This window comes from Tannerella sp. (assembly GCF_052170195.1).
Lineage (GTDB): Bacteria > Bacteroidota > Bacteroidia > Bacteroidales > Tannerellaceae > Tannerella.
This window is the reverse complement of the sequence record NZ_JBQNAZ010000033.1, coordinates 1-24,710: the sequence shown is the minus strand read 5'-3', so window position 1 is coordinate 24,710 and position 24,710 is coordinate 1. Positions and strand designations below refer to the sequence as shown.

The window sequence follows — 24,710 nt, the reverse complement described above, 5'->3', positions numbered from 1 at the left end:
TCGTAAGTTTTTACGGGATATGCAACCTCCCGCTTCAAAAATAAACGATCGTAAGCAATAATTAAACCCCTGCGACGTTTTGACTAATAAAACTAAAAAACAAGGAAATATGAAACGGATTTTGATTTTTTTCGCGTTGTTGACGGCAGGATGGACGGCAACTTATGCACAAATAACAGTGGGTGGAAAAGCAGGATTAAACGTCTCGACCATAACCGATGTAAGCCTAACGCTCATGAATAAACCAACGAAAAAAATCGACATCGATTATGAATACCGGCTCGGGATGCATGTCGGAGGATATGCGTACTACCGGTTCTCGTCGCTGTTCGATTTGCAGACAGAATTGCTTTATTCGCAAATGGGCTATAAAGTAACCATTCCGGTGACCGATTTTGGCGGCAAAGCGTATGCCAACGCAACTACCAAAGGCCTTCTGCACTATCTGACCCTTCCCGTTTTGCTCAAGTACACAGTTCCCCGTACCGGGCTTTTTCTCGAAGCCGGACCGCAAGCAGGGTTTCTGTTGGGCAACAAACTCTCTTTCGGCGGCGAAATTCCCGACGGAATCAAGGGAAATCTATCCAAGAAAGAAGGTATCGATGCCAAAACCTTCGATCTTTCCGCGGTGGCCGGCATCGGCTACCGTATGAACAACGGACTGTCCGTCTCGGCACGTTACATACATGGCTTCAAAACGTCCGATCGCGGATTTATTCCCGCGGTGTCACAAAACCGCGCTTTTCAGTTTTCGATCGCCTACGATATCAAAACGTTCTGAAACGGTTCCGGAACGATAAAACAACGTGTCAGAGCGGAAAAACGGGATGTCGGATTGACAAAATGACTTGTCGGATCGAAAAAACGAACCGGCAGAAACGAAAAACGCATTGTCAGAAGAAAAAAATGCACCGCCAGATCGAAAAAATGAGATGTCAGAACGAAAAAACGGACGGGTAGAAGCGAAAAACGCATTGTCAGAAGAAAAAAACGCACCGCCAGAGCGAAAAAACGCATTGTCAGAACGAAAAAATGCACCGGTAGAAACAAAAAACGCATTGTCAGAAGAAAAAAATGCACCGCCAGATCGAAAAAACGGGATGTCAGATCGAAAAAACGGACTGTCGGTTCAGGATAAACGATTTCGCAAAGGCGAAAACATCCGTATCGTTCCATCCGAATATATGGAATGTTTTTATACCTTTGTGTCGTGTTAATAATTAAGAAACGATGAAAACAACGTATCAGGAAGCCGCGGATTATCTGGCTTCAAAAATCAAAAAACAGCCGGAGACAGCGATTATCCTCGGTAGCGGATTGGGAGCATTGGCCGACAGAATTGAAGAAGCGACGGTTATTCCATATACCGAAATTCCTCACTTCATGAACTCTACAGCCACAGGACACAAAGGGAATCTGATTTTCGGAACACTCGGCCGACGGCAGGTGATGGCCATGCAAGGACGTTTCCATTACTACGAAGGATACACCATGCAGCAAGTCACCTTCCCCATACGTGTGATGAAATTGCTCGGCGTGAAGAATCTGCTCGTTTCAAATGCGGCCGGAGGCATCAACCATACGTTTCATGTAGGCGATCTGATGATCATCCGCGACCATATCAATATGCTGCCGAACCCGCTGATCGGCCCGAACAACGAGGCCTTCGGAACACGCTTTCCGGATATGACACGCGCCTACGACCGCGAATTTATCCGGCACGTCGAAATGATTGCCGAAGAACAGCATATCCCGCTCAAAAAGGGCGTGTATGTCGGCCTTACCGGCCCCTCGTATGAAACGCCGGCCGAATATGCCTTCTACGGCAAAGTTGGCGGCGATGCCATCGGTATGAGTACGGTGCCCGAAGTAATCGTTGCCCGTCATGCGGGACTGCGCGTCTTTGGCATGTCGGTCATCACAAATGAGGGATACCATTTTGCGGACGATTTCGTGAACGACGGTGACGAAGTAGTCAAAGCCGCCAACCGCGCCACAGACGTCATGACACGGCTCTTCTCCGAATTAATCAAACGAATCTAACGCCCCATCCCTTGCAAACGATGAACGGAGACCCGCATCTTTACGCATTACTGGAACAACTCGGCATCAAGTTCGAATATCTCGAGCATCCGCCTGCGCCGACAATCGAGATCGCCAAACAATATTGGGCGGGACACGATGCGAAGCACTGCAAAAACTTGTTTTTTCGCAATCATAAGGGGAATCGCCATTACTTGGTGATTCTCGATTGTGATTGTGCGATGGATATACATGCCATAGAGAAACGGCTCGGACAGGGTAAACTCACCTTCGCTTCCGAAAAACGGATGATAAAGTATCTTGGTGTCACTCCCGGTTCGGTAACCCCTTTCGGGCTGATACACGACGAAACGCACCATATACACGTTTTTCTCGACCGTAACCTGCAGAAAGCTCCGCGACTGAGTTTCCATCCGTGCATCAATACGGCTTCGCTCATCATCTCGAACAACGATTTCGTGCATTTCATGGATCATACGCAGAATACGTACGAATGGATCGATTTGTATGATCTATAAAAAAGAGTGAAGAGTGAAGAGTGAAAAGTGAAAAGTGAAAAGTGAAGAGTGAAAAGTGAAAAGTGAAGAGTGAAAAGTGAAAAATACGAATTACGAACAAAAAAAGATATAATGAATACGATGAAGACAAGACGAGATTTTTTGAGAAACACAACATTGGCCGGATTAGGTATGTTATCTCTCCCGGAATTGGCCAAAGCAGTAGTTAACGAACAACACAGCGTTTCAGCTCCCAAAATTACGGTCAAGAATAATGCCGTGATCCTTTTTCAAGGCGACTCAATCACCGACTGCGGACGAAATCGGGAAGCCGTCGATTGCAACACATTCGATATGATAGGCCCCGGTTATGCGTTGCTGGCAGCCACACAACTGCTCAAGACGTATGCCGACAAGCAAATCAAAATATACAATCGCGGTATCAGCGGAAATAAGGTGTACCAGTTGCGTAACCGTTGGGAAGTCGATACCCTGACATTCATGCCCGACATCCTGAGTATCCTGATTGGCGTGAACGATTTCTGGCATACGCTTTCGAGCGGATACAAGGGAACGGCAGAAACGTATGAAAACGATCTTCGCGATCTGCTGAATTATACGAAGGAGAAGTTACCCCATACCCAACTTGTCTTGGGCGAGCCTTTTGCCCTTCGCGGCGGCTCGGCCATCGACGAACCGAGATGGTTCCCGATGTTCGACGAATATCGGAAGTCGCTGAAAAAACTGGCCAATGAATTCGGAGCAGTCTTTGTGCCCTATCAGTCGGCATTTGATGCAGCGATGAAACTGGCTCCCGCCCGTTACTGGTCCGCCGATGGTGTACACCCCGACTTGCCGGGTCGTCAACTGATGGCCGATGTATGGCTGGAAGCAACCGGTTTAAAAAAATAACCGGTTACAAAAGCGTTTGATAAACGGCGTTCTGCCATTATTGCTGCAAGTATTTCAAAAAAATAATGGCAGAACGCTTGCGATATCAAAAAAAGACTATATCTTTGCACCCGCTAATCATAAAAATACTTAGCGAATAGTGCGGAAGTAGCTCAGTTTACAGAAGCCTAAAAAAGATAACGCGGAAGTAGCTCAGTTGGTAGAGCACAACCTTGCCCCAAAAGATAAAAGGTCACAACCTTGGCAAGACGAATGCAAAACCGAACAGACTGCAAAAGCAAAAAGATAACGCGGAAGTAGCTCAGTTGGTAGAGCACAACCTTGCCAAGGTTGGGGTCGCGGGTTCGAGTCCCGTCTTCCGCTCTTTATATAAAGGAGGCTTCTCCCTTTTTTGTTGCTGCAAAGCCAAGATACGAGAACTTCCCTTAATAAAGAAAGAACGAAGAGCGAGAAGCGATCGCCTTGAAGAAAAATTGAAGTAAGCCCAGGTGGCGGAATTGGTAGACGCGCACGTTTCAGGTGCGTGTGTCGAGAGGCATGCAGGTTCGAGTCCTGTTCTGGGCACCCCTTCAATATGCGCAGGTGGTGGAATTGGTAGACACGCTACTTTGAGGGGGTAGTGCCGGCAACGGTGTGTGAGTTCAAATCTCATCCTGCGTACATAAAAAAGACGCAAAGCGTCTTTCCCTCCGTTACAAGAGGAAAAGTATAGCTTTTAGCGTCCTTTGATGGATAAAACAAGAAGAAAAAAATAAAGCAATGTCTAAGATTTGTCAAATTACCGGAAAGAAAGCGATGTCGGGGAACAATGTCGCACATTCGAATGTACGGACGAAGCGCAAGTTTAATGTGAACTTGTTTACCAAGAAGTTCTATTGGGTAGAACAAGATTGCTGGATCCGTCTGAGCATATCGGCTGCCGGCTTGCGTCTGATCAATAAGATCGGTTTGGATGCAGCCATCAAGAACGCTGCTGATAAGGGATATTTAGGTGCATAACGCAGATAGAGGAGGAAACAAACAATGGCAAAAAAAGTAAAAGGAAACAGAGTGCAGGTCATTCTCGAATGTACGGAACATAAAGAAAGCGGACTTCCCGGAATGTCGCGTTATATCACAACAAAGAACCGCAAAAATACGACACAGCGGTTGGAGTTAAAGAAATATAACCCGATCTTAAAGAAGATGACCTTACATAAAGAAATTAAGTAATTATTATAGGAGATTTGAACCATGGCAAAAAAAACGGTGGCAACCTTTAAGTCAGGAGAAGGCGGACGTACTTATTCCAGAGTGATTAAGATGGTAAAATCGCCCAAAACGGGAGCATACATCTTCCAGGAAGAAATGATCCCCAACGACTCGGTAAAAGATTATTTTAAGAAGTAACGACACTTCCGTAATCACTGTAAAATTTATTGGATAATCAATACAATGAGTATAAGTCACAGCAAAGTTCGCTTTGTTGTGATTTTCTTTTTTCAGGTACCTTGTTCAAAAGAAAAACATTACGGAACGAAATAAATTACATACCTTTGGCGATATAAAACTCAAACTTTTTATGACGAAGAAAATATTAGTGACAGGCGGAACCGGATACATCGGTTCGCATACGACCGTAGAACTGCAAAACGCAGGCTACGAAGTAATCAGCATCGATAATTTATCAAATTCGGAGATCGGTGTGCTCGACGGTATTGAAAAAATTACAGGACGGCGACCTGCTTTCGAAGCTGTCGACTGTAACGACAAGGAAGCATTAGAGCGGGTGATAACCGATCATCCGGGTATCGAAGGGATCATCCACTTTGCAGCCAGCAAGGCGGTAGGCGAATCCGTACAGGAACCGTTGAAATATTATCGCAACAATCTCGTTTCATTGATTAACCTGCTCGAACTGATGCCTAAGCATGGCATTAAAGGGCTTGTCTTCTCTTCGTCGTGCACAGTTTACGGACAGCCGGATGCCGGCCATCTGCCGGTCACTGAAGAAGCCCCCATTCAACCGGCCTGCTCACCTTACGGCAACACGAAACAGATCAACGAGGAGATCATACGCGATACGATTCATGCGGGAGCGCCCTTCAAAAGCATCCTGTTGCGTTATTTCAACCCGATCGGAGCACATCCCTCGGCCGAAATCGGCGAGTTACCTATCGGCATTCCGCAGAACCTCGTTCCTTTCCTGACACAGACCGCAGCAGGTATCCGCAAGGAGCTGAGTGTCTTCGGGAACGACTACGACACCCCGGACGGCTCCTGCATACGGGACTATATCAATGTAGTGGATCTGGCCAAAGCACATGTCATCGCTATCGACCGGATGCTAAACAATGCATCGAGCGAGCCGCTCGAAATATTCAATCTCGGCACAGGGCGCGGTGTTTCCGTACTCGAACTGATCCGTACATTCGAAGAAGCCACAGGCGTCAAGGTGCCCCATAAGATCACCGGACGTCGCGAAGGAGACATCGAGAAAGTATGGGCAGACCCGAAACACGCCAACGAAACATTAGGCTGGACAGCTCGGGAGACACTGGCCGACACGCTTAAATCCGCTTGGGAATGGCAAAAGAAATTAAGTAACCGTTCATAACCTCATCACAAAACAAACGATATGAAAATAAGATTGTTGATTACAGGCCTGCTTTTGCTGTGGGGCATTTGGGTCTCGGCACAGGAAGTAACGAAGTACGGTATCAAATCGGCCGTCATCAAAAAAGAAGTAACGGCCATGGGACAAAAAATGCAGAATACGCTTTACTTCGACGATTACGGCAAAAAGGAAGCGACCGAGCTGCATATCAAAGTAACGAATATGGAGAAACTTATGCGTACCATCGCTGAAGGAAAAACGAACGTATCCATCGATGTGGAAGAGAAAAAAGCGTACCGGATGCCTGCGCCTGACGAGCCGAATAACTATCGTAACCTGACGCAGGAAGACAGGAAGAAATACAACATCAGGGAAGGCGGCGAAGAAGAAATAGCCGGTAAATTGTGTAAAAAATATACGCTCGACATTCCGCAGGGTGACATGAAGTTTCAGGCGACGGTCTGGATATGGGAAGGTATCATGCTGAAATTCGAGTCCGTCAACGAGGGACAAGTAGTCGTTACGGACGAAGCCAAAGAAATCAGAGAGAACGAGGCGATACCCGCCGACAAGTTTACGATTCCGGAAGGGTTTACCGTTCACGAACAGAAGTAAGCCGAAAAGAACAAAGAACGATGACCTTTGCTTATTCTCTGAAAAGCGAATACGCCTAAGGTCATCTTCTAATATATTTCTTAGAAGGAGCGTTTTTCTAATATCTATTATCTTTTTAAAAAGATATTCTGTTTCATTCGGAATACTTTTTAGAATGATTAGTATGAGAAAAAAAAATCCGGCAGCCCCTTAGGAAAACTGCCGGAGAAAAATCAGTTGTTTTGTTTTTTCAATAAACGTCGCGCGGAATCGGAAGCGGCAACCAAACCTCCGGCCATCATAATGACGTCCTTTATCACAAGTCTTCCGGCCCCCGAAAGATAGGGGAATCCGTAGTTAGGCGTAGGCATGTCTCCTCCGAGGTTGGGCACCCATGTCTCCGGTGTGGTGATCAGAAACGAAAGAGTGACGATCGACATCAGGAAAGTGAGGACACCTCCTACGACTCCGATTTTCGGACTCCATATTCCAAATAAAATGAGCGTGCCGATCAGAACGATAAACGTCCCTAAACCGTAAGAGAACAAGTATGTCCCGTTCGATTTGTGCCATTCGATATTGTCTGCTACCATTTTTCCTTCGGGATTCCGGTGCATGGTATATTCTTTCACCGTTTCGCCTTTTTCGTTCACGGTTGTTTTATCGGAGCGCTGATACAGGAAGCTCATAAAAGGACTGTTGGAAACGAAAGGGACAATACCGTCGGCTTCGTACTGAAAAGCTTTGAGTCCGCCGATCCATGCCATTACAATAAAGATGGCTACGCGGATAAAGTTAATAAAATGCGGTTGGCTGTTGGCCAAGAAATTCAGACCGCAGTTGATCCATGTTTTAATTTTTTCCATCATTGTTTTTGTTTAAAAATTCGTGCTGCAAAGGTAAGCGTGGCGATAGTTTCCGGAAATGGACAGAAACGGATAATACATAGACTATTTTGCCACGATCGAGATACCAACCTCCTGCCGGTAATGAAGAGGCGACAGCCCGACGGTTTTTCTGAAGTAGCGACTGAAATAAAAGACATCTTCGAAGTTGAGGCGGGTTGCGATTTCTTTTATGGGGATTCGCGTCAAGTGCAACATCTTTTTTGCCTCGAGTACCACACGGTCTTGAATTAACTGCGTGGGTGTTTTTCCGAAAAACTGCCGTGTTTTTTTCGATAAGGCACTGGGCGAAAGAGCCAATTCCGAGGCATAGAACGAAGGACTGCGTTGGGTCAGGTAATGCGTATCAATCAGTTGGCGGATGTTGTTCATTTCCAGGTTCCAGTCGATGGCCGTTTCGATTTCCTGTAGCTGTTGTTTTTTCGTCCGGCTGCAAAGAGCGAGAATCAGTTGCAGATAGGCTTTCAGAATAGCGTCGGAGAATGCGGAGTCGCAAGCCAGTTCACGGCGTATCTTTCCGAACAGCAGACACAGCTCATCAAAATCAGCGTCCGAAACCGTGATGTGTGGAGACAGATAAATGTTATTGAAGAGCAGCCCGTTGCAGGCAACATCGTGTTTGTGATACTCAATGCAGTAAAAATCGCCGTGAAAAGCCAATCCTTCGATCTCAATTCCCTCGCCGGATCCCCACACCAGCGTTTGAAATGGTGTGAAAAAAAGTACGGTTGCACCGTTGCAGCGGTATTCCGTGAAATCGACGGAGAAGCTGCCTTCCCCCTTGAAGAGCAGGATGTGATAATCCGGCGAGGAGAAAGGCTGCGAAAACTCACTCGCCTTACTTTGAAACAGTTTTATTCGATGCATAGTTAGCGGGAACTTTCAGGCTCCGCATAAAGTATCATCGATAAAGACGAATTTCCATCCATCCGGAGTGAGAATAAAGTAGAGTCCAACGGGAGAATGATACTTGTTTGGCACGTAAACGACGCGTATTTCGGCATCGGGATAAGGCAGTACAACAGCTTTCGTCTCGAGGGTTTCCGTATTCACTACTACATCAGGTACCTTCTCTACCGATTCGTAATATACTTCTCCTTCGTTTTCGAAATCCAACTCACACGCGCTCTTCCCATCCGGAAGTTCCGTCACCGAAATCTCGCCCGCAGACGACGGTTCAAAAGTAAAATCATCGTATTCGTTAAACCCGAAATTTCGGTCGCCTCCGGCCAGATAGGCAACCGCTCCCGGTGCATAGTAGCGCTGCAAACCCATTTGAGAATCGATATAAGAAGCCAGACGCGGATCTTTATCGCGAATCAGCCGATTCAAGTTCTTTTCGTAGAAGCATACATCCAGAAAATCGAACAGGAAAGCAATAAAACCGTCGGGATCTTCATCGTCTTCCCGACCCAATCCATCGACCATCAACGACTCGACGATAACCGGAATAACAGCCTCGAAACGTGAAGCATTCTGCGGTGTATATTTGAATACCAGCTCATAAAACGATCCGTAAGCAAGAATAGTATATTGCGTACAAGTATTTTTTCCCTCTTTCCATACCATCCGGTAAAAATTCTTCTCAAGTTGTTTTTCGGAGGCGTTCCGCCCTTCAAGATCTTTCCGGTAAGCGTCTTCGAGCGAAAGAGCAGCTTTCTCTGTCTGGTACACTTGCATGTTCGATACCCCATCGTCCGCTATAAATGTTTGCCCATCCTCACGGCCTTCGCCCTCGGGTATGAGGAATAAAGGATAAACCACCGTATAGCCGTAATGATCGTTACGGTAATAATCGTATGTAACATCTTCTTCGTATGCCGTTTGCTTTTTATTACTTAGACAAGCGACCGAGCACATCATGAGACCGGCCAGTAACAGAATTGCTTTTATCTTCATCTTTTTATCTTTATTGAAGTATGTTTCCATTTGTCCTGTTTATTCATCCGGCACAAATGTCGTATTTTTTCTTGTAAAACATGCGATTTTCAGTATAAATTTAACCGAAAAAAGAAACAAAAAACTTCTGATACGGCAAGTTTGAACAGGCATAAAAAAGTCCAACAGATATCTGCCAAATTTACTATCTTTGTCGGACTGATTAATTATGCTCTATGGATTATTACGAATTTCAATTCGGCTACACTTCGTCTGTAGCTACAGAAGTGATCAACGATATTTTGGCGACCGAACTGGGAGCCGTCGGGTTTGAAAGTTTTGTCGCTGACGAAAACGGACTGAAAGCCTATATTCCCGTTTCCGCTTTTCAGCCTGACACCTTGACGAATTGCCTTTCCGCTTTCCCGCTCGAAGGCACGGTCATTCATCATACGTACACATCTATCGCAGCCCGGAACTGGAACGAGGAATGGGAGAAAAATTATTTCCAGCCCATCCGTATCGATAAACAATGTCTTATCCGTGCATCATTCCATCAGCCGGAAGAAGGATACGAACAGACCATCATCATCGACCCCAGAATGGCATTCGGGACAGGCAATCATGCAACCACCTATCTCATGCTTTGTGAGATGCTAACGCTCGACCTGCACGGCAAGGAGGTACTCGACATGGGATGCGGAACGGCCGTACTCGCTATTTTGGCCGCTCGCAAACAAGCGCACCGTGTTGTCGCAATCGATATTGACGAGTGGGCATACCGAAACGCAATTGAGAACTGCCGGCTCAACAATACGCTCGATATACGGATAGAACAAGGCGGAGCAGAACTCCTTCCACACTGCGGCATGTTCGACTATATTTTTGCCAATATCAATCGAAATATCCTGCTGAACGACATCCGCTACTATGCTCCGGTACTGAAACCCGGAGGCCATCTATACATGAGCGGATTCTACGAAGAAGATATCCCCGCGATAGAGCAAGAATGCCGGCAGAATGGGCTGACACTCCTTTCGCATACCTCCCGCAATCAGTGGACTGTCGTTCGAACCCAAAACACGAACAACGGCAATTCATAAATAATATTAAATCACGCTCATAGAATTTGAATTACTAAAAAAAATGCGATATTTGTAGAAGTATTCACATTCTTATAATATAACCGCTATGAACAGAAATGCAGATCCGAAATTACTATTAGGCCTCGTGATTGGAGCCGCAGTAGGGGTAACCATAGGCTATTTGGCCGCAACAGAAAAAAGAGGACCGTTATTCGACGAATTAAACGAGATGATTGGGAAAGTAAAAGACGGATTTCAGTCAGCTGTTTCCAAATTCAAAGAGAGCCATATACATGAAGCGCTCGAAGATGCTCAGGTAATCGAAGTAAAATAATTCTTTCTTTATGAAAATGAATGCAGAGCATTTCTTTCGAGAACTAAAAAAAGACCTCACCACCTATGGTGAATTAAAATTTGAACTGCTCAAATTAGGAACGTACGAACGGACAGGAAAAGTCATCGCTGTCCTTGCGTATGGCCTGATATTACTTACACTTGGATTCTTCCTGAGTCTTTTTATTTTTCTTGCGCTCGGTTTATTTCTGGGCGAATGGCTTCACTCGAAAGGGATTGGTTTCTCAATCGTGGTGGGCATTTATCTCCTGATGATTGGAGTAGTCGTTCTTTTCAAGGATAAAATCCAGACTTTCGTTTTAAATACCGTAATTGCGGCATTGATTGCCAATGACAATAAAACCGATGAAACCGATGAACAAGACATCTCTGAAGCAAACCCCACTGAGTAAATTACAGAATGAGAGACAGCGTCTTCGCCTGTTGTGTCGGATACAGGAGCAAAAACTGAATGAAGAGGCTCTGTATATGCGTGAAAATGCAGGACGTCTCCTCTTCTCGGGCATCTCCGCACTCTTCTCAACATCCGGTTCTTCCAAATCGGAGAAGAAAAAAGCCGCCGCTCTTTCTCCCGTTCCTTCTGTGGCTTCGCTTTCGTCGTTACGACCGGCCGATTTCTTGTCGTTAGGAACCGGTATCATTCCTTATGCTTGGGAATTGGCACAACCTTTGCTCATTGCGTGGGGCATCAGGCGAGCTAAGAAATGGATCGGAAATTTGTTCTCTTTAAAGAGAAAGTGAACGGCCAAGAATTAATTTATGTTATGAAGCATGTTTTTCTTCCCGAACAGGCTTCAAACAAGAAAAAATTCATACCTTTGCGCTTGTAAAAATCAAGGCAAAAAGATTAAACATGAAGCGTATTATCATGGTTTCAACAATGATCGCCAGCATATTATCGATATGTGCATCATGTGCCACGCCTTGTGGCTGTTGAACAGAAAAATTAAAATGACATTATATTTCAAACCTTTTTAAAATTATACAACAATGACAAAAGTAGGTATTAACGGATTTGGCCGTATCGGACGTTTTGTGTTCCGTGCTGCCCAAACAAGAAATGACATTGAAATCGTTGGAATTAACGACCTCTGTCCGGTAGATTACATGGCTTACATGCTCAAGTACGATACAATGCACGGTCGCTTCAAAGGAACTGTTGAGTACAGCGTGGAAAAAAGCCAGTTGATCGTCAACGGCAAAGCAATCCGCGTAACCGCAGAAAAAGATCCGGCTAACCTGAAGTGGAATGAAGTAGGCGCCGAATATGTAGTAGAGTCTACCGGTCTGTTTCTGACAAAAGAAAAAGCTCAGGGACATATCGACGCAGGCGCAAAATACGTCGTGATGTCGGCTCCGTCGAAGGACGATACGCCCATGTTTGTTTGCGGGGTGAACCACAATGCATACGAGAAAGGAACAAAATTCGTATCGAACGCTTCTTGTACGACCAACTGTCTGGCTCCTATCGCCAAAGTATTGAACGACAAGTTTGGTATCAAGGAAGGTTTGATGACAACCGTTCACTCCACGACGGCAACCCAAAAGACCGTAGACGGTCCTTCGTTGAAAGACTGGAGAGGCGGACGTGCTGCTTCGGGCAACATCATCCCGTCTTCGACCGGTGCGGCTAAAGCCGTAGGAAAAGTTATTCCGTCGTTGAACGGTAAATTGACGGGTATTTCCATGCGCGTACCGACCTTGGACGTTTCGGTTGTCGACCTGACGGCCAATCTGGAAAAACCGGCTACGAAAGAAGCTATCTGCCAAGCTATGAAAGAAGCTGCAGAAGGCGAGCTGAAAGGTATTCTGGGATACACGGAAGACGCTGTCGTTTCTTCTGATTTCCTTGGCTGCGAACTGACCTCGATTTTCGATGCCAACGCCGGAGTATATCTGACAGATACATTCGTGAAGGTGATCGCATGGTACGATAACGAAATCGGTTACTCGAACAAAGTGCTCGATCTGATTGCCCACATGGCGAAAGTAAACGGATAACCCGTTTTTCGATTCACAAAACAGAGAAGAGGGTGTGTCAACAATGTTTTGATACACCCTTTCTATATATTAGGAACAAAAGAAATGAAAAGCCGCTCCGGAAAAGCCGAAACAGGGCCCATAAAGCCATCAATTGCCTAATAAATTCGCCCTCCCCAACCATTAAAAAAAAATAAATAAACCAAAAAACGAGACTTATAAGTAACCAATCGGGCTTTGGGGTGTTATATTTACAAGCGATGGAAAAGCTATCGGGCTATTTTCATCCGATGTTTAATTTTAAAATTCAGAAGCGATGAAAAAATTCTTTTCAAAAAGTCTTATAAAGACTTCAACAGAGAACAATGACATCGCAAAGAATGAGCTCTATGCGAACAGGGATTATTATTGCGAAGGTCAAGAGATTCGGATAGAAGCATCCGAAAAGAGTGCAAACGTCGAGCATGACGTAAGTGGAGCAGAGGTAAAAGTAAAAAAACAAAAGTTTACCGCCTGCTATAATATGTTCTTTTAATGACGGTCAACACACGGGTGAACGGTTCGTCGGATTTGGGGATCTCCGGTTTTCTCCGTACTTTTGTACAACCGTAGAATGAGAACATACGAACTGATTACAATCTTAGGGCCAACCGCATGCGGCAAAACAAGTTTTGCCGCAGCATTGGCTACGGATTTAGATACTGAGATCATCAGTGCCGATTCACGTCAGGTCTACCGTCGGATGGACATCGGAACAGGCAAAGATCTGGACGACTATACCGTCGGAGCGAAAAAGATTCCACACCATCTGATCGATATTTGCGAACCGGGTACGAAATACAACGTCTTCCGGTATCAACACGATTTTTTCCATCTATTCAACAATCTCAAACAGAAAGGTATCACCCCGATTTTGTGTGGAGGGACAGGCATGTATATCGAAGCTGTACTCAGAGGCTACAAGCTGCTCGATGTGCCACCCAACCCGGAGTTGCGCGAATCGCTGAAAGGCAAGTCGCTCCGAGAGCTTGAAACGATGCTGTCCTCGTACAAAACGCTGCATAACAAAACGGATGTAGACAGTGCTCAGCGTGCCATCCGAGCCATCGAAATCGAAGAGTTTTATCTCACGCAGGCACCCGATCGGAACGAGTTCGAGCCGATACACAGTCTGATTATTGGGCTTGATATTGATCGCGGGTTGCGACGTCAACGTATCACCCGAAGGCTTCATGCACGCCTCGAACAAGGTATGCTCGAAGAAGTACAGGCACTCCTCGATTCGGGTATCGCACCGGACGACCTGATCTACTACGGTCTCGAATATAAATTCATCACTCTGCATCTGATCGGCAAGTTAACCTACCGCGAAATGGTCGAACAATTAGAAACAGCCATTCATCAGTTTGCCAAGCGGCAAATGACTTGGTTTCGCGGTATGGAACGGCGCGGATTCACGATTCACTGGATCGATCAAGCATGGTCGACGGAAGAGAAAATTGCCCGATGCAAGGCACTTATGAATTGACTCACCAAACATCATATCACAATGACTATTGAACGATTAACAAACTCGAAGAATTTCTTTTTACTGGCCGGTCCCTGTGTCATCGAAGGGGAAGAGATGGCGTTACGTATCGCGGAAAAGATTGTCGACATCACCCGGAAACTTGATATTCCTTACGTTTTCAAAGGATCCTACCGTAAAGCGAACCGTTCGCGCATCGATTCGTTTACGGGTATCGGCGACGAGAAAGCGCTACGCATCCTGCGCAAGGTGGGCGAAACGTTCAATATTCCGACCGTTACGGACATACACGAAACGCATGAAGCCGCATTAGCAGCCGATTATGTAGATATGTTGCAGATTCCCGCCTTCCTCTGCCGCCAGACCGATCTGTTAGTCGCCGCGGCAAAGACCGGAAAGATCGTTAACATCAAAAAAGGGCAGTTTCTTGCACCTGATTCAATGCGGTATGCGGCACAGAAAGTGGTGGATGCAGGCAATCCGAACGTGATCCTTACCGAACGCGGCACCACCTTCGGATATACCGATTTAGTCGTTGATTTCCGCGGTATTCCCAAGATGCAGCAATACGGCTTTCCCGTGATTACGGACATCACCCACTCGTTGCAGCAACCCAACCAAACGTCGGGCATTTCGGGCGGGCTGCCCGAAATGATCGAGACGATCGGCAAAGCCGCCGTGGCAGTAGGTACGGACGGATTATTTATCGAGACGCATCCCGAACCTTCGCAGGCCAAGTCGGACGCAACCAATATGCTTCCGCTCGATCTGCTGGAAAACCTTCTGACAAAACTGGTACGGATACGTCAGGCTGTACGGTATCCGTACAAATAAAAACGGATACTCTCCCCTCTCCCACCGGGCATTTATTTGTAACAATTTCGGGGCTACTCCGGAACGATATAAATGTTATCCCGGAAAAGCGAAATGCTCCTAAAAGCATCATCGTTGGACTTCCGAAGACCAAAACTGAACCTCAAGAAGAGAATCGTTGGACTTCCGAAGTCCAAAATAGAGACCAAAGATTTGATACGAAACACAGTCTCGCCTCTTTGCCACGAGAATTCTTATATTCAGCCCCCATTATGCACAAAAACGCTCCAGATGTGCACTTTTTAGGCAAAAAACTTTGAAATCCGAAATCATTCACTACTTTTGCAATCGATAACGCAGAGATAAAAACAGGTTGAAACTGTTTGTAACGGACACTTTAACATGTTTCCGAAGTTGTCCCAAAACATGTAACGACCCTCTATATATTCGCAAGCGATTATTCACATAAAATAATATATACGAATGAAGATCATTGTATTGGCCAAACAAGTGCCAGACACCCGCAACGTCGGGAAAGACGCCATGAAAGAAGACGGTACGATTAATCGCGCCGTGCTCCCCGCCATCTTCAATCCGGAAGACCTCAACGCGCTGGAGCAGGCATTACGTCTCAAAGAACAACATCCGGGTACAACCGTAACCATCCTGACCATGGGGCCGGGACGTGCGGCAGAAATCATCCGCGAAGGGTTATATCGGGGAGCTGATGACGGCTACCTGCTGACCGACCGCGCATTCGCCGGGGCGGATACGCTCGCAACATCGTACGCGCTCGCTATGGCCATTAAGAAAATCGGTTCGTTCGACCTGATCATTGGCGGAAGGCAGGCTATCGATGGCGACACGGCACAGGTAGGGCCTCAGGTAGCCGAGAAACTCGGACTGACGCAAATCACGTACACCGAAGAGATTGTCAAGATCGAAAACAACCGGATCACGGCCAAACGTAAAATTCCCGGAGGAATTGAAACGGTCGAAGCGCCGATGCCCATCGTTGTAACGGTCAACGGATCGGCCGCACCGTGCCGCCCGCGTAACGCCAAATTAGTACAGAAGTACAAACGGGCATTGGGGGCGCAGGAGAAGGCCGAGCAAACGAAAAACGGTGCAGCGCTACCCTATGCCGAGATGTATGAGAATCGCCCGTACCTGAACATCATCGAGTGGTCGGTAGCCGACGTAAACGGCGATGTGGCACAATGCGGACTGTCCGGCTCTCCGACGAAAGTGAAAACGGTCGAAAATATCGTTTTCCAGACGAAAGAGAACAAATCGTTTTCCGAATCGGACGGCGATATCGAAGAATTGATGAGAGAATTAATCAGTAACCATACGATCGGGTAAAGGGAGAGAAAAGTAGTAAAAGTAGTTAGTTAACTACATGATGACTACATTTAAAATAAACATGTAAATACCATACATAATGAACAACATATTTGTATATTGCGAAATAGATGGCGGCACGATTGCCGATGTCAGCCTCGAACTGCTTACTAAAGGACGTTCGCTGGCTAATCAGTTGAACTGCGGCTTGGAGGCTGTCGTGGCGGGAAGCAAGCTCGACGAGGTGGAGAAACAAGTGATGCCGTATGGCGTGGATGTACTGCATCTGTTCGACGACGAGAGACTCGACCCGTACACCTCGCTGCCTCACACGTCGATACTGATTAAGCTCTTCGAACAGGAGAAGCCGCAGATTGCCCTTATGGGAGCAACCGTGATCGGTCGAGACCTTGGGCCGCGCGTATCGTCAGCACTGACAAGCGGACTGACGGCCGACTGTACGGCGCTCGAAATCGGCAAGCACGAAGACAAAAAAGCCGGCAAGACATACGAAAATCTGCTCTACCAGATACGTCCTGCGTTCGGCGGAAATATCGTCGCGACGATTATCAATCCCGAACATCGTCCGCAGATGGCGACCGTGCGCGAAGGGGTGATGAAGAAAGAAATATTCGATGCCAACTATCAGGGCAAGGTTATCAAACACGACGTATCGCAATTCGTTTCCGAGACGGATTATGTCGTGCAGGTGATCGAACGCCATGTCGAAAAGGCGAAGCACAACCTGAAAGGCTCGCCGATTGTTGTCGCCGGCGGTTACGGCGTTGGCTCGAAAGAGAACTTCAAGCTGCTGTTCGATCTTGCCAAAGAACTGCATGCCGAAGTAGGCGCATCGCGTGCTGCCGTCGATGCGGGATTCACCGATCACGACCGTCAGGTGGGACAGACCGGCGTTACCGTACGCCCCAAACTGTATATTGCCTGCGGAATCTCCGGACAGATTCAGCACATCGCGGGAATGCAGGAAAGCTCGATCATCATCTCGATCAACAGCGATCCCAACGCCCCGATCAATGCGATGGCCGACTATGTGATCACCGGCACCGTTGAAAACGTGATCCCCAAAATGATTAAATACTACAAGAAGAACAGTAAATAACGATATATCATGGCAAACTTTTATTTAGATACCCCCTCGTTGCGTCATCACTTGCATCACCCGCTGATGCGGCGGATTGTGGAATTGAAGGAACGCGAATTCAGAGATAAAGACGAATACGATTATGCGCCCATCGACTTCGACGATGCGATGGACAGCTACGAGCGCGTGCTTGAGATGGTCGGCGAGATCAGCGCCGAAGTCATCGCTCCGAATGCCGAGAGCGTCGATCAGGAAGGCCCCACGGTAGCCAACGGACGGGTAACCTACGCCCGCGGCACGCAGGAGAACCTCGATACCGTGCGCAAAGCCGGACTGATGGGCATGGCTATGCCGCGCCGTTACGGCGGGCTGAACTTCCCCATCGTGCCTTACATCATGGCTGCCGACATTGTGTCGCGCGCCGATGCCGGATTTGAAAATCTCTGGGGATTGCAGGACTGCGCCGAAACCCTTTACGAATTTGGGAACGAAGAGCAGCACAAACACTATATCCCCCGCGTGTGCAAAGGAGAAACGATGTCGATGGACTTGACCGAACCCGATGCCGGCAGCGACCTGCAATCGGTGATGCTCAAAGCCACGTTCGACGAGAAAGAGAACTGCTGGCGTCTGAACGGCGTGAAACGCTTTATCACCAACGGCGACTCGGACATCCACCTCGTGCTCGCCCGCTCGGAAGAAGGAACAAAAGACGGGCGCGGCCTCTCGATGTTTATTTACGACAAGCGAAACGGAGGCGTGAACGTCCGCCGCATCGAAAACAAGATGGGAATCAAAGGATCCCCCACCTGTGAGCTGGTATTCAGCAATGCGAAAGCTGAACTGTGCGGCGAGCGTCGGCTCGGATTGATCAAGTACGTCATGGCACTGATGAACGGCGCTCGTCTGGGTATCATGGCACAAGCCGTGGGACTGTGCGAAGCGGCCTATCAGGAAGGATACAAATATGCGCAGGAGCGTCGGCAGTTCGGCAAAGCCATTTTAGACTTTCCCGCCGTCTACGAAATGGTAGCCATGATGCGTGCCCGTACCGATGCCGTACGCGCCATGCTTTATGAAACGGCACGTTTCGTCGATATCTATAAGGCGCTGGACGACATCTCTCGCGAGCGCAAACTCACGCCCGAAGAGCGTCAGGAACAGAAGAAATACGCCAAGCTGGCCGATGCGTTCACCCCGATGGGCAAAGGCATGTCGACCGAATTTGCGAACCGGAACGCCTACGATGCGATACAGATCCACGGCGGGTCGGGCTTTATGAAAGATTATGCCTGCGAACGCCTCTATCGCGACGCACGTATCACGAATATTTACGAGGGAACGACACAGTTACAAGTCGTTGCGGCCATTCGCCACGTCACCACAGGCACGTACCTGTCCAGACTTCGCGAATATGAAGCGATGGAATACAAACCCGAGCTCTCGTCTCTGAAGCAAGATCTTGTTGCGATGACCAATACGTACGAGGAGTTAGTCACGAAAGTGACCGAGGCGAAAGACAACGAATACCTCGATTTCCTTGCCCGCCGTCTGGTCGAAGCAGCGACGCATTGCGTATTCGGTTACCTGTTGCTCCAAAGCGCCCATACAGACGATTCGTTCCTGTCTTCTACGCAGGTCTACCTCCACTATGCTAAAGCGGAGATGCACCAAATCCGTTCGTTTATCGAAAATTTCAGCATCGAAGACTTGAAGGCCTACCGCAGCAGAGGGTAAAAACAAGTTGCCATAGCAAGCAATGAAAAGAGGGTATACCCAAACGCAATGTTTGGGCATACCCTCTTTAGGTATGTAAGAATCGATGAAATGCAAGGCGCTAAGGACAAGGGTGAGGATGCATTCTAACGTATGTGATCATATTCCGCAAGCAATGAAACAGTTCGCCCGGTTATGACATATAGCCTTTTTTCGAGATGAAAGAAGTCGCCAACTCAATGGCTCAACTCTTTGAGTGCTTTTAACGACCGAATCACATAGGCATTATCCGGCTCGACGGCATGCCAGTAAGAAAGACGCCCTGTCAGACGTTTCAGATAAGCGGGATCGGAAGAACCGATATATTTCTGATGTTCAGCCAGCCCTTTTGTCAGTACATGATACACCTGCTGGCGTATCTCGCGCCTGAAGACTTTCGGGATCGTAAGTTTTGTGCCCGAACTCACGGATACTCCCGTAATAATCTTACGATGCGACATCTCTAAAAAGCGCGTCTTCTTCCGGTTCAATACAAACTTGTGCTCTGCAACTATTTTTTCCACTTCTGCGAGAAACGCATGATGAGAGGATAGATTCCCCGAGAACGTTAAATCGTCCGCATACCTCGTATACGTCAAACCGGCCGACCGACTGATGGCAGCTAATTGTTCATCCATACCGGTCACAATGATATTACTTAGGGCCGGACTTGTCGGTGCTCCCTGCGGCAGTCTCCCGGACTTGCAGCATAAGACAGCCAATATCTTCGCTATACCGGGTTCATAACCCATTTGCTTAAACGCTCTTCGGACAGTATGTTTACGTATCGATCCGAAAAAATCATGTATGTCGACCTTCAGCACCTGAGCATGCCCCAGATGCGGACGCACATTTTCCACAATAGACATCTTCCGGCGGAAACCCGTAGCGGAAGGATGAATCTCACGATTGATCAGGATTTTCTCATAAATCGTACGATGCACAGCCTTCAACTCTTTCTTCGGAGCAGCGATCATGCGATATCCTCCTCCTCTTTTGGCTAACCAGAACAGATTGTACCACTCGGAAGGATTATACAGAAAAGAAGAAAGTTCTTTTTCGCCGATATGCAGAAATGTTGCGCACCATTTCAATGCTTCCGTGTCATAAACAGTTTGCTTACATATCCCCCAAATGCCTCCATGATAGAAAACCGTTCTGTTACGAAATGAATTATCATTCGACAGATGTCGGTTCAATAAATTCTTCTCTTTCTTCTTCTCCCTGATGATGAGAAGGATTATACCACACAGAAAAACAATAAGGGTTACAAGAATGACTGTCATATTCATCAATGGAATTAAACATAAAAAAAGAAGGTGAGAGCTTTTACTTAAAGCATATTTGTGCACAAATATGCTTTTCTATGAAAACACCTGAACTAATGAGGCGACTACACCTCTCAGTTGCTAAAATATCTGCTCACCTTCTTCGCGACAAAGTTAATTCTTTTTGTTCAAACAGAAAAACTCTCGCAGGATTCCACTTTTCACTTTCAGTTTTCAGTTCTTCACTTAAAACACCGCTTGAACCGGACGCATGATAAACGTAAACTCATAGTTTCCATACGGCATCATATACGTTTCCAGCGGAACAGCGCCCCAGCTTGTAACACAGCCCAGCCCCATCTGCCTCCGGTCGATGCAGAAGTTCGTCAGGTTGGCCTGAGGTACTTCCGATGAATGACGCTGATCTTTACTTACACCGTCGTCGAGCGACTCGATGGTATAATGCAAAGCCGAAGCCGAGAACGGCTGATCGCTGACAAACTCGAGACCATCGCCTTGAATCGTCGTCAGTTTCCACCAGCGGATATCGGTTTTCGTACCCGTTTCCTGCGGACGGATGTAGGGGTAGAACTGCTCATCAACCGTCTGGCGATATTTCCCGAGGGCTGTCGAGTGGTTGCGGTCGGAATAATTCTCGATCGGGCCACGACCGTAATACTGGATCCGGTCGTAACATTTCGGCATAGGCAGCTGCATCCCAAACCGGAACATGTTCGGCACCTCGGCCGAAGCATCTACCGTCATCTTTTGCGTTACTTTCACCGCTCCGTGATTGTTGATCTGATACGTAAGCAGAAGTTTGGCCGAAACGTCTTTCATGTCATACTCGGCAACGACTTCGACCATCTCGTTTGCAACGTTATTCTTGAGCGACGTCAGTTTCATCTCCGGATTTTTCCATACGGCATATTTGTTTTGCAGGTCGGCGCCGTAATCGTTGTCGGTCGGCGCCCGCCAGAAGTTCGGCGTCAAGGCGCTGCCCGCGTTGATCATCTCGGCATCGTTCACGAAGTAACGGCTCATCCATCCGTCGTGTTTGTTAAACTCAATCACAAAACGCTCTCCGTGAACAATCAAATAATTGAGGTCATTGTCTTTGACGACGGGTGTCGTAACAAGACAGTGCTTGCATTCCGGTTCGTTAGCCAACCGCAATTCGGGCGCGATATACGGACGAATCACCAACTGATTGCGCGCAACGGTATGACCGGCAGGAAGCAAGGTTTCCGCTTTTTTCAACTTGAAGTGAATATTCAACAATACCTCCCGATCTTTCGGCAGCGAAGCAAAATCATAATTTAGACGGATCGTCTCCGTTTGCTGAGGAGCAACAGCCAAGTCGGAGATACGTCCGGTCTGCACGCTCTCACCCTCGACAAGGACCTCCCAGTCGGCACAGTAAGCCGAGAGATCACGAAAAAAGTATTCGTTGAAGATATTCACCTCGCCTTTCTCCAAATCTTTGGCAGTAGCCCAGATAGACTGGTAGAAATAGGCTACTTCGTCCATGTGCGGATTGGGCACACGGTCGGGACTGATCAGTCCGTTGTCCATAAAATTATTGTCGGACGCATCGTAACGGTTGAAGTCTCCACCGTATCCGTAAATCCGTGTTCCCTCAGCATTCTTCCAGTGGATGGACTGGTCGACGAAATCCCAAATAAATCCTCCCTGCAACTTCGGATACTTACGGATCAAATCCCAATATTCTTTGAATCCTCCTTCCGAGTTGCCCATGGCATGAGCATATTCACACTGGATCATAGGCCTTTGCGCGTCACTCTTCGCGTAAGCTTCCGTTCGTTCGTAATTGTGGTACATTGGACAGAAAATATCTGTATATTCATTTTGTTGGGATTGTTCGTATTGCACCGGACGACTCTTATCTTCTTTTTTCATCCAGCGGTAACAATCTTCGAAATTCGGCCCGAAGCCGGCTTCGTTCCCCATCGACCACGTGATGATGGACGGATGGTTATATCCGCGCTGAAGATTACGCTGATTTCGTTCGAGGTGTGCGATGTCGTACGCTCGGTTTTTAGCGAGCGTATGTTCACCGTATCCCATACCGTGCGACTCTAAATTCACTTCGGCCACGACGTAAAGCCCGTACTCGTCGCAAAGGTCGTACCACAAATTATCATCCGGGTAATGACATGTACGCACCGCATTCAGGTTATACGCCTTCATAAGCTGCACATCTTGACGCATCCGTTCAGGCGAAACATAGTAGGCCGTCTTCGGGTCCATCTCGTGACGGTTGGCGCCTTTGATCAGGATGGGTTGTCCGTTCACCAGTAACTGGGCATTTTTGATTTCAAGTTTGCGGAAACCGGTTCTGACAGGAATGACCTCAAGCGTTTTCCCGCTGCCGTCTTTCAGGGTTGCCACCACCTTGTACAGGTAAGGAGTCTCTGCCGACCATTTCTTCGGATCGGCTATCGAAAAAATCATTTGCTGCACACCCGTACCTTTCATTGCCTGCGAAGCGACATTGTTACCTTCCGCATCGAGCAGATCGATCTGAACCGTGCCACCGGCTCCGGCCATCGTCACGTCGACCGTCAGCGTACCATCTTTATAATCCTTATCCAGATCGGGCGTGATGCGAATGTCCCGGATATGATTTTTCGGACGTGCGTAAAGATAGCAGTCGCGCCCTACACCGGACAAACGTAAAAAGTCCTGATCTTCAAGATATGTGCCGTCGCACCACCGGAATGTTTGAAAAGCGATCAGATTTTTACCCGCTTTCAGATAGCGGGTGATGTTAAACTCCGCCTCCAGCTTGCTGTCCTCGCTATATCCGACGTATTGCCCGTTCACCCACAAATAGATATTCGAGGTAACCGAACCGAAATGAGCAAACACCTCTTTGCCGTTCCACCCGGCAGGAACCGTGATCTCGCGACGATACGACCCGACGTGATTATTCTCTGTCGGCACCAACGGAGGATTATTCTTAAACTGATTGCGCCAAGCGTAACCGACATTCACATAGATCGGATCACCGTAACCGTTCAATTCCCACAGCCCCGGAACACTCAATAAGTTCCATCCTTTGTCGTTATAGTCTGTCCGATAGAAATCCGTCGGACGAGCTTCCGCATCTTTCACCCAGAAAAACCGCCAGAGCCCGTTCAAGCTTAAAAAATTCTCGGAGTTCTCCCGGATGCCTTCCAAAGCGGCACGTTCCGACTCATACGCAAAGTAGTTCGTGTGCATCGGCGCACGATTAACAAAATTCACCTTCGGATTTCGCCATTCATCTTTCTGAGCAAAAAGATTAAGACTCAATAGCGCTACAGCGCAAACAGTTAATTTAATCTTCATAGTACATTCACTATATTAATGATAATTGTTTGTAAAAAATCGAGGGTAAAGATACATATTTTTTCCACTTGATCTTCTACACAACGAACTATTCAGCACGTTTGAAAACCACACGACAGGTGGCAATTATGCCAATGCTCTGCCTGCAGAAATTGTTTAGCGAAACACTTTATTTACAAATTCTATTAAAAAGGGTCTGTGTTGAATCGTGTGGGTAACCCATAAATCAGCATCGGGAAAAAAGTTGTATAATTGCATTCATGGATACGAACATGTTATTCTCTATTGGTTTGAATTTATCTTTTCCTTGGAAAGTGGTTAAGAGTGAGTTTCGTTTGCTTGATGAGAGCAATATTCGGGAGCTTCATATTTGGATTGACTTTGAGTACGGATCCCGGTTCATCTCTTCTAAGGGAACTATTGCTGTCCGGTAAAACTTTGGGTCTGTGTTGAATCGTGTGGGTAACCCATAAATCAGCATCGGGAAGGAACTATCACAAATGGGGTATTGGAAAGTCTTAACGCTAAAGTGCAATTGGCCAAAAGAAGAGCTAGAGGATACGCAAATGTGAATAACTTTATGGATATGGTATACTACATAAACGGAGGAAGGAATTTCCATTACCCACTCAAATCAACATAGAGCCAAAACTTTTAGGACTGTAAAAAATTAGGGCCGACACTTCTGACGAGGTATCAGCC

Annotated in this window: 25 protein-coding genes, 3 tRNA genes and 2 pseudogenes; 25 read left to right on the top strand and 5 right to left on the bottom strand. The window is 47.1% G+C overall.

The window, feature by feature from the left end:
• Window positions 1-109: 109 nt before the first annotated feature.
• The 13 genes from ACTTKA_RS09265 (at window position 110) to ACTTKA_RS09205 (ending at window position 6,663) form a co-directional block, all read left to right on the top strand.
• Window positions 110-781: a porin family protein gene (locus ACTTKA_RS09265; RefSeq protein WP_442724809.1), complete on the top strand. Its 672-nt coding sequence runs from the start codon at window positions 110-112 to the stop codon at window positions 779-781.
• 67 nt (window positions 782-848) lie between these two features.
• The gene (locus tag ACTTKA_RS09260; protein WP_442724808.1) at window positions 849-1,217 is read left to right on the top strand and encodes a hypothetical protein; all 369 of its coding nucleotides are present in this window, start codon (window positions 849-851) and stop codon (window positions 1,215-1,217) included.
• A gap of 13 nt (window positions 1,218-1,230) precedes the next feature.
• On the top strand, window positions 1,231-2,043 hold the full coding sequence (locus ACTTKA_RS09255) for a purine nucleoside phosphorylase I, inosine and guanosine-specific (protein ID WP_442724807.1): 813 nt from the start codon (window positions 1,231-1,233) through the stop codon (window positions 2,041-2,043).
• Window positions 2,044-2,063: 20 nt separating this feature from the next.
• A complete protein-coding gene (locus ACTTKA_RS09250; protein ID WP_442724806.1) occupies window positions 2,064-2,561 on the top strand; it encodes a prolyl-tRNA synthetase associated domain-containing protein in 498 nt (165 codons plus the stop codon).
• A 120-nt stretch (window positions 2,562-2,681) separates the two neighbouring features.
• Window positions 2,682-3,452 carry an SGNH/GDSL hydrolase family protein gene (locus ACTTKA_RS09245; RefSeq protein ID WP_442713858.1) on the top strand — a complete coding sequence of 257 codons (771 nt, stop codon included), beginning with the start codon at window positions 2,682-2,684 and terminating at the stop codon, window positions 3,450-3,452.
• Between the two features lie 290 nt (window positions 3,453-3,742).
• A tRNA-Gly gene (locus ACTTKA_RS09240) sits at window positions 3,743-3,815 on the top strand.
• A gap of 119 nt (window positions 3,816-3,934) precedes the next feature.
• Window positions 3,935-4,016 (top strand) — tRNA-Leu (locus ACTTKA_RS09235).
• 12 nt (window positions 4,017-4,028) lie between these two features.
• A tRNA-Leu gene (locus ACTTKA_RS09230) sits at window positions 4,029-4,112 on the top strand.
• 99 nt (window positions 4,113-4,211) lie between these two features.
• The gene (rpmB, locus tag ACTTKA_RS09225; protein WP_442713859.1) at window positions 4,212-4,451 is read left to right on the top strand and encodes a 50S ribosomal protein L28; all 240 of its coding nucleotides are present in this window, start codon (window positions 4,212-4,214) and stop codon (window positions 4,449-4,451) included.
• Between the two features lie 24 nt (window positions 4,452-4,475).
• Window positions 4,476-4,664 (top strand): 50S ribosomal protein L33, encoded by a 189-nt coding sequence (rpmG, locus tag ACTTKA_RS09220; RefSeq protein WP_014223752.1) that lies wholly within the window; start codon window positions 4,476-4,478, stop codon window positions 4,662-4,664.
• 21 nt (window positions 4,665-4,685) lie between these two features.
• Complete coding sequence (locus ACTTKA_RS09215; RefSeq protein ID WP_442713860.1) at window positions 4,686-4,841, top strand: DUF4295 domain-containing protein; 156 nt, start codon at window positions 4,686-4,688, stop codon at window positions 4,839-4,841.
• 172 nt (window positions 4,842-5,013) lie between these two features.
• The gene (gene galE, locus ACTTKA_RS09210) at window positions 5,014-6,048 is read left to right on the top strand and encodes a UDP-glucose 4-epimerase GalE (protein WP_442724805.1); all 1,035 of its coding nucleotides are present in this window, start codon (window positions 5,014-5,016) and stop codon (window positions 6,046-6,048) included.
• A 21-nt stretch (window positions 6,049-6,069) separates the two neighbouring features.
• A complete protein-coding gene (locus ACTTKA_RS09205; protein ID WP_442724804.1) occupies window positions 6,070-6,663 on the top strand; it encodes a hypothetical protein in 594 nt (197 codons plus the stop codon).
• A gap of 212 nt (window positions 6,664-6,875) precedes the next feature.
• Here ACTTKA_RS09205 and ACTTKA_RS09200 read toward each other — a convergent pair whose 3' ends face one another.
• The 3 genes from ACTTKA_RS09200 to ACTTKA_RS09190 form a co-directional block, all read right to left on the bottom strand.
• Window positions 6,876-7,511 carry a DUF417 family protein gene (locus tag ACTTKA_RS09200; RefSeq protein WP_442724803.1) on the bottom strand — a complete coding sequence of 212 codons (636 nt, stop codon included), beginning with the start codon at window positions 7,509-7,511 and terminating at the stop codon, window positions 6,876-6,878.
• Between the two features lie 81 nt (window positions 7,512-7,592).
• Window positions 7,593-8,414 carry a helix-turn-helix domain-containing protein gene (locus ACTTKA_RS09195; RefSeq protein ID WP_442724802.1) on the bottom strand — a complete coding sequence of 274 codons (822 nt, stop codon included), beginning with the start codon at window positions 8,412-8,414 and terminating at the stop codon, window positions 7,593-7,595.
• A gap of 15 nt (window positions 8,415-8,429) precedes the next feature.
• Window positions 8,430-9,446, bottom strand: coding sequence for a hypothetical protein (locus ACTTKA_RS09190; RefSeq protein WP_442724801.1), 1,017 nt, complete (start codon window positions 9,444-9,446; stop codon window positions 8,430-8,432).
• A gap of 215 nt (window positions 9,447-9,661) precedes the next feature.
• On the opposite strand from ACTTKA_RS09190, the gene prmA reads away from it, so the two are divergent.
• The 10 genes from prmA (at window position 9,662) to ACTTKA_RS09140 (ending at window position 19,368) form a co-directional block, all read left to right on the top strand.
• Entirely contained in the window at window positions 9,662-10,528 is an 867-nt protein-coding gene (gene prmA, locus ACTTKA_RS09185) for a 50S ribosomal protein L11 methyltransferase (protein WP_442724800.1), read from the top strand.
• Between the two features lie 88 nt (window positions 10,529-10,616).
• Entirely contained in the window at window positions 10,617-10,844 is a 228-nt protein-coding gene (locus ACTTKA_RS09180; protein WP_442713870.1) for a YtxH domain-containing protein, read from the top strand.
• A 10-nt stretch (window positions 10,845-10,854) separates the two neighbouring features.
• On the top strand, window positions 10,855-11,256 hold the full coding sequence (locus ACTTKA_RS09175) for a hypothetical protein (protein ID WP_442713871.1): 402 nt from the start codon (window positions 10,855-10,857) through the stop codon (window positions 11,254-11,256).
• The gene (locus tag ACTTKA_RS09170; RefSeq protein WP_442724799.1) at window positions 11,219-11,605 is read left to right on the top strand and encodes a hypothetical protein; all 387 of its coding nucleotides are present in this window, start codon (window positions 11,219-11,221) and stop codon (window positions 11,603-11,605) included. Before ACTTKA_RS09175 ends, ACTTKA_RS09170 begins: the two co-directional genes overlap by 38 nt.
• Window positions 11,606-11,854: 249 nt before the next feature.
• Window positions 11,855-12,865 carry a type I glyceraldehyde-3-phosphate dehydrogenase gene (gene gap / locus ACTTKA_RS09165; RefSeq protein ID WP_442713873.1) on the top strand — a complete coding sequence of 337 codons (1,011 nt, stop codon included), beginning with the start codon at window positions 11,855-11,857 and terminating at the stop codon, window positions 12,863-12,865.
• Window positions 12,866-13,457: 592 nt separating this feature from the next.
• On the top strand, window positions 13,458-14,372 hold the full coding sequence (miaA, locus tag ACTTKA_RS09160) for a tRNA (adenosine(37)-N6)-dimethylallyltransferase MiaA (protein ID WP_442724798.1): 915 nt from the start codon (window positions 13,458-13,460) through the stop codon (window positions 14,370-14,372).
• Window positions 14,373-14,393: 21 nt separating this feature from the next.
• The gene (kdsA, locus tag ACTTKA_RS09155; protein WP_442713875.1) at window positions 14,394-15,206 is read left to right on the top strand and encodes a 3-deoxy-8-phosphooctulonate synthase; all 813 of its coding nucleotides are present in this window, start codon (window positions 14,394-14,396) and stop codon (window positions 15,204-15,206) included.
• 456 nt (window positions 15,207-15,662) lie between these two features.
• Window positions 15,663-16,550, top strand: coding sequence for an electron transfer flavoprotein subunit beta/FixA family protein (locus ACTTKA_RS09150; protein ID WP_442713890.1), 888 nt, complete (start codon window positions 15,663-15,665; stop codon window positions 16,548-16,550).
• A 79-nt stretch (window positions 16,551-16,629) separates the two neighbouring features.
• A complete protein-coding gene (locus tag ACTTKA_RS09145) occupies window positions 16,630-17,649 on the top strand; it encodes an electron transfer flavoprotein subunit alpha/FixB family protein (protein ID WP_442724797.1) in 1,020 nt (339 codons plus the stop codon).
• A 9-nt stretch (window positions 17,650-17,658) separates the two neighbouring features.
• Window positions 17,659-19,368, top strand: a complete 1,710-nt coding sequence (locus ACTTKA_RS09140) for an acyl-CoA dehydrogenase family protein (protein ID WP_442724796.1) — start codon at window positions 17,659-17,661, stop codon at window positions 19,366-19,368.
• A gap of 215 nt (window positions 19,369-19,583) precedes the next feature.
• On the opposite strand, the gene ACTTKA_RS09135 is transcribed toward ACTTKA_RS09140, so the two are convergent.
• Window positions 19,584-20,672 (bottom strand): retron St85 family RNA-directed DNA polymerase, encoded by a 1,089-nt coding sequence (locus tag ACTTKA_RS09135; protein WP_442724795.1) that lies wholly within the window; start codon window positions 20,670-20,672, stop codon window positions 19,584-19,586.
• A 228-nt stretch (window positions 20,673-20,900) separates the two neighbouring features.
• The gene (locus tag ACTTKA_RS09130; RefSeq protein WP_442724794.1) at window positions 20,901-24,008 is read right to left on the bottom strand and encodes a glycoside hydrolase family 2 TIM barrel-domain containing protein; all 3,108 of its coding nucleotides are present in this window, start codon (window positions 24,006-24,008) and stop codon (window positions 20,901-20,903) included.
• Window positions 24,009-24,268: 260 nt separating this feature from the next.
• On the opposite strand from ACTTKA_RS09130, the pseudogene ACTTKA_RS09125 reads away from it, so the two are divergent.
• A pseudogene (locus tag ACTTKA_RS09125) lies at window positions 24,269-24,430 on the top strand (ISL3 family transposase); the annotation flags it as partial.
• Between the two features lie 62 nt (window positions 24,431-24,492).
• A pseudogene (locus tag ACTTKA_RS09120) lies at window positions 24,493-24,651 on the top strand (transposase); the annotation flags it as partial.
• Window positions 24,652-24,710: the final 59 nt, after the last annotated feature.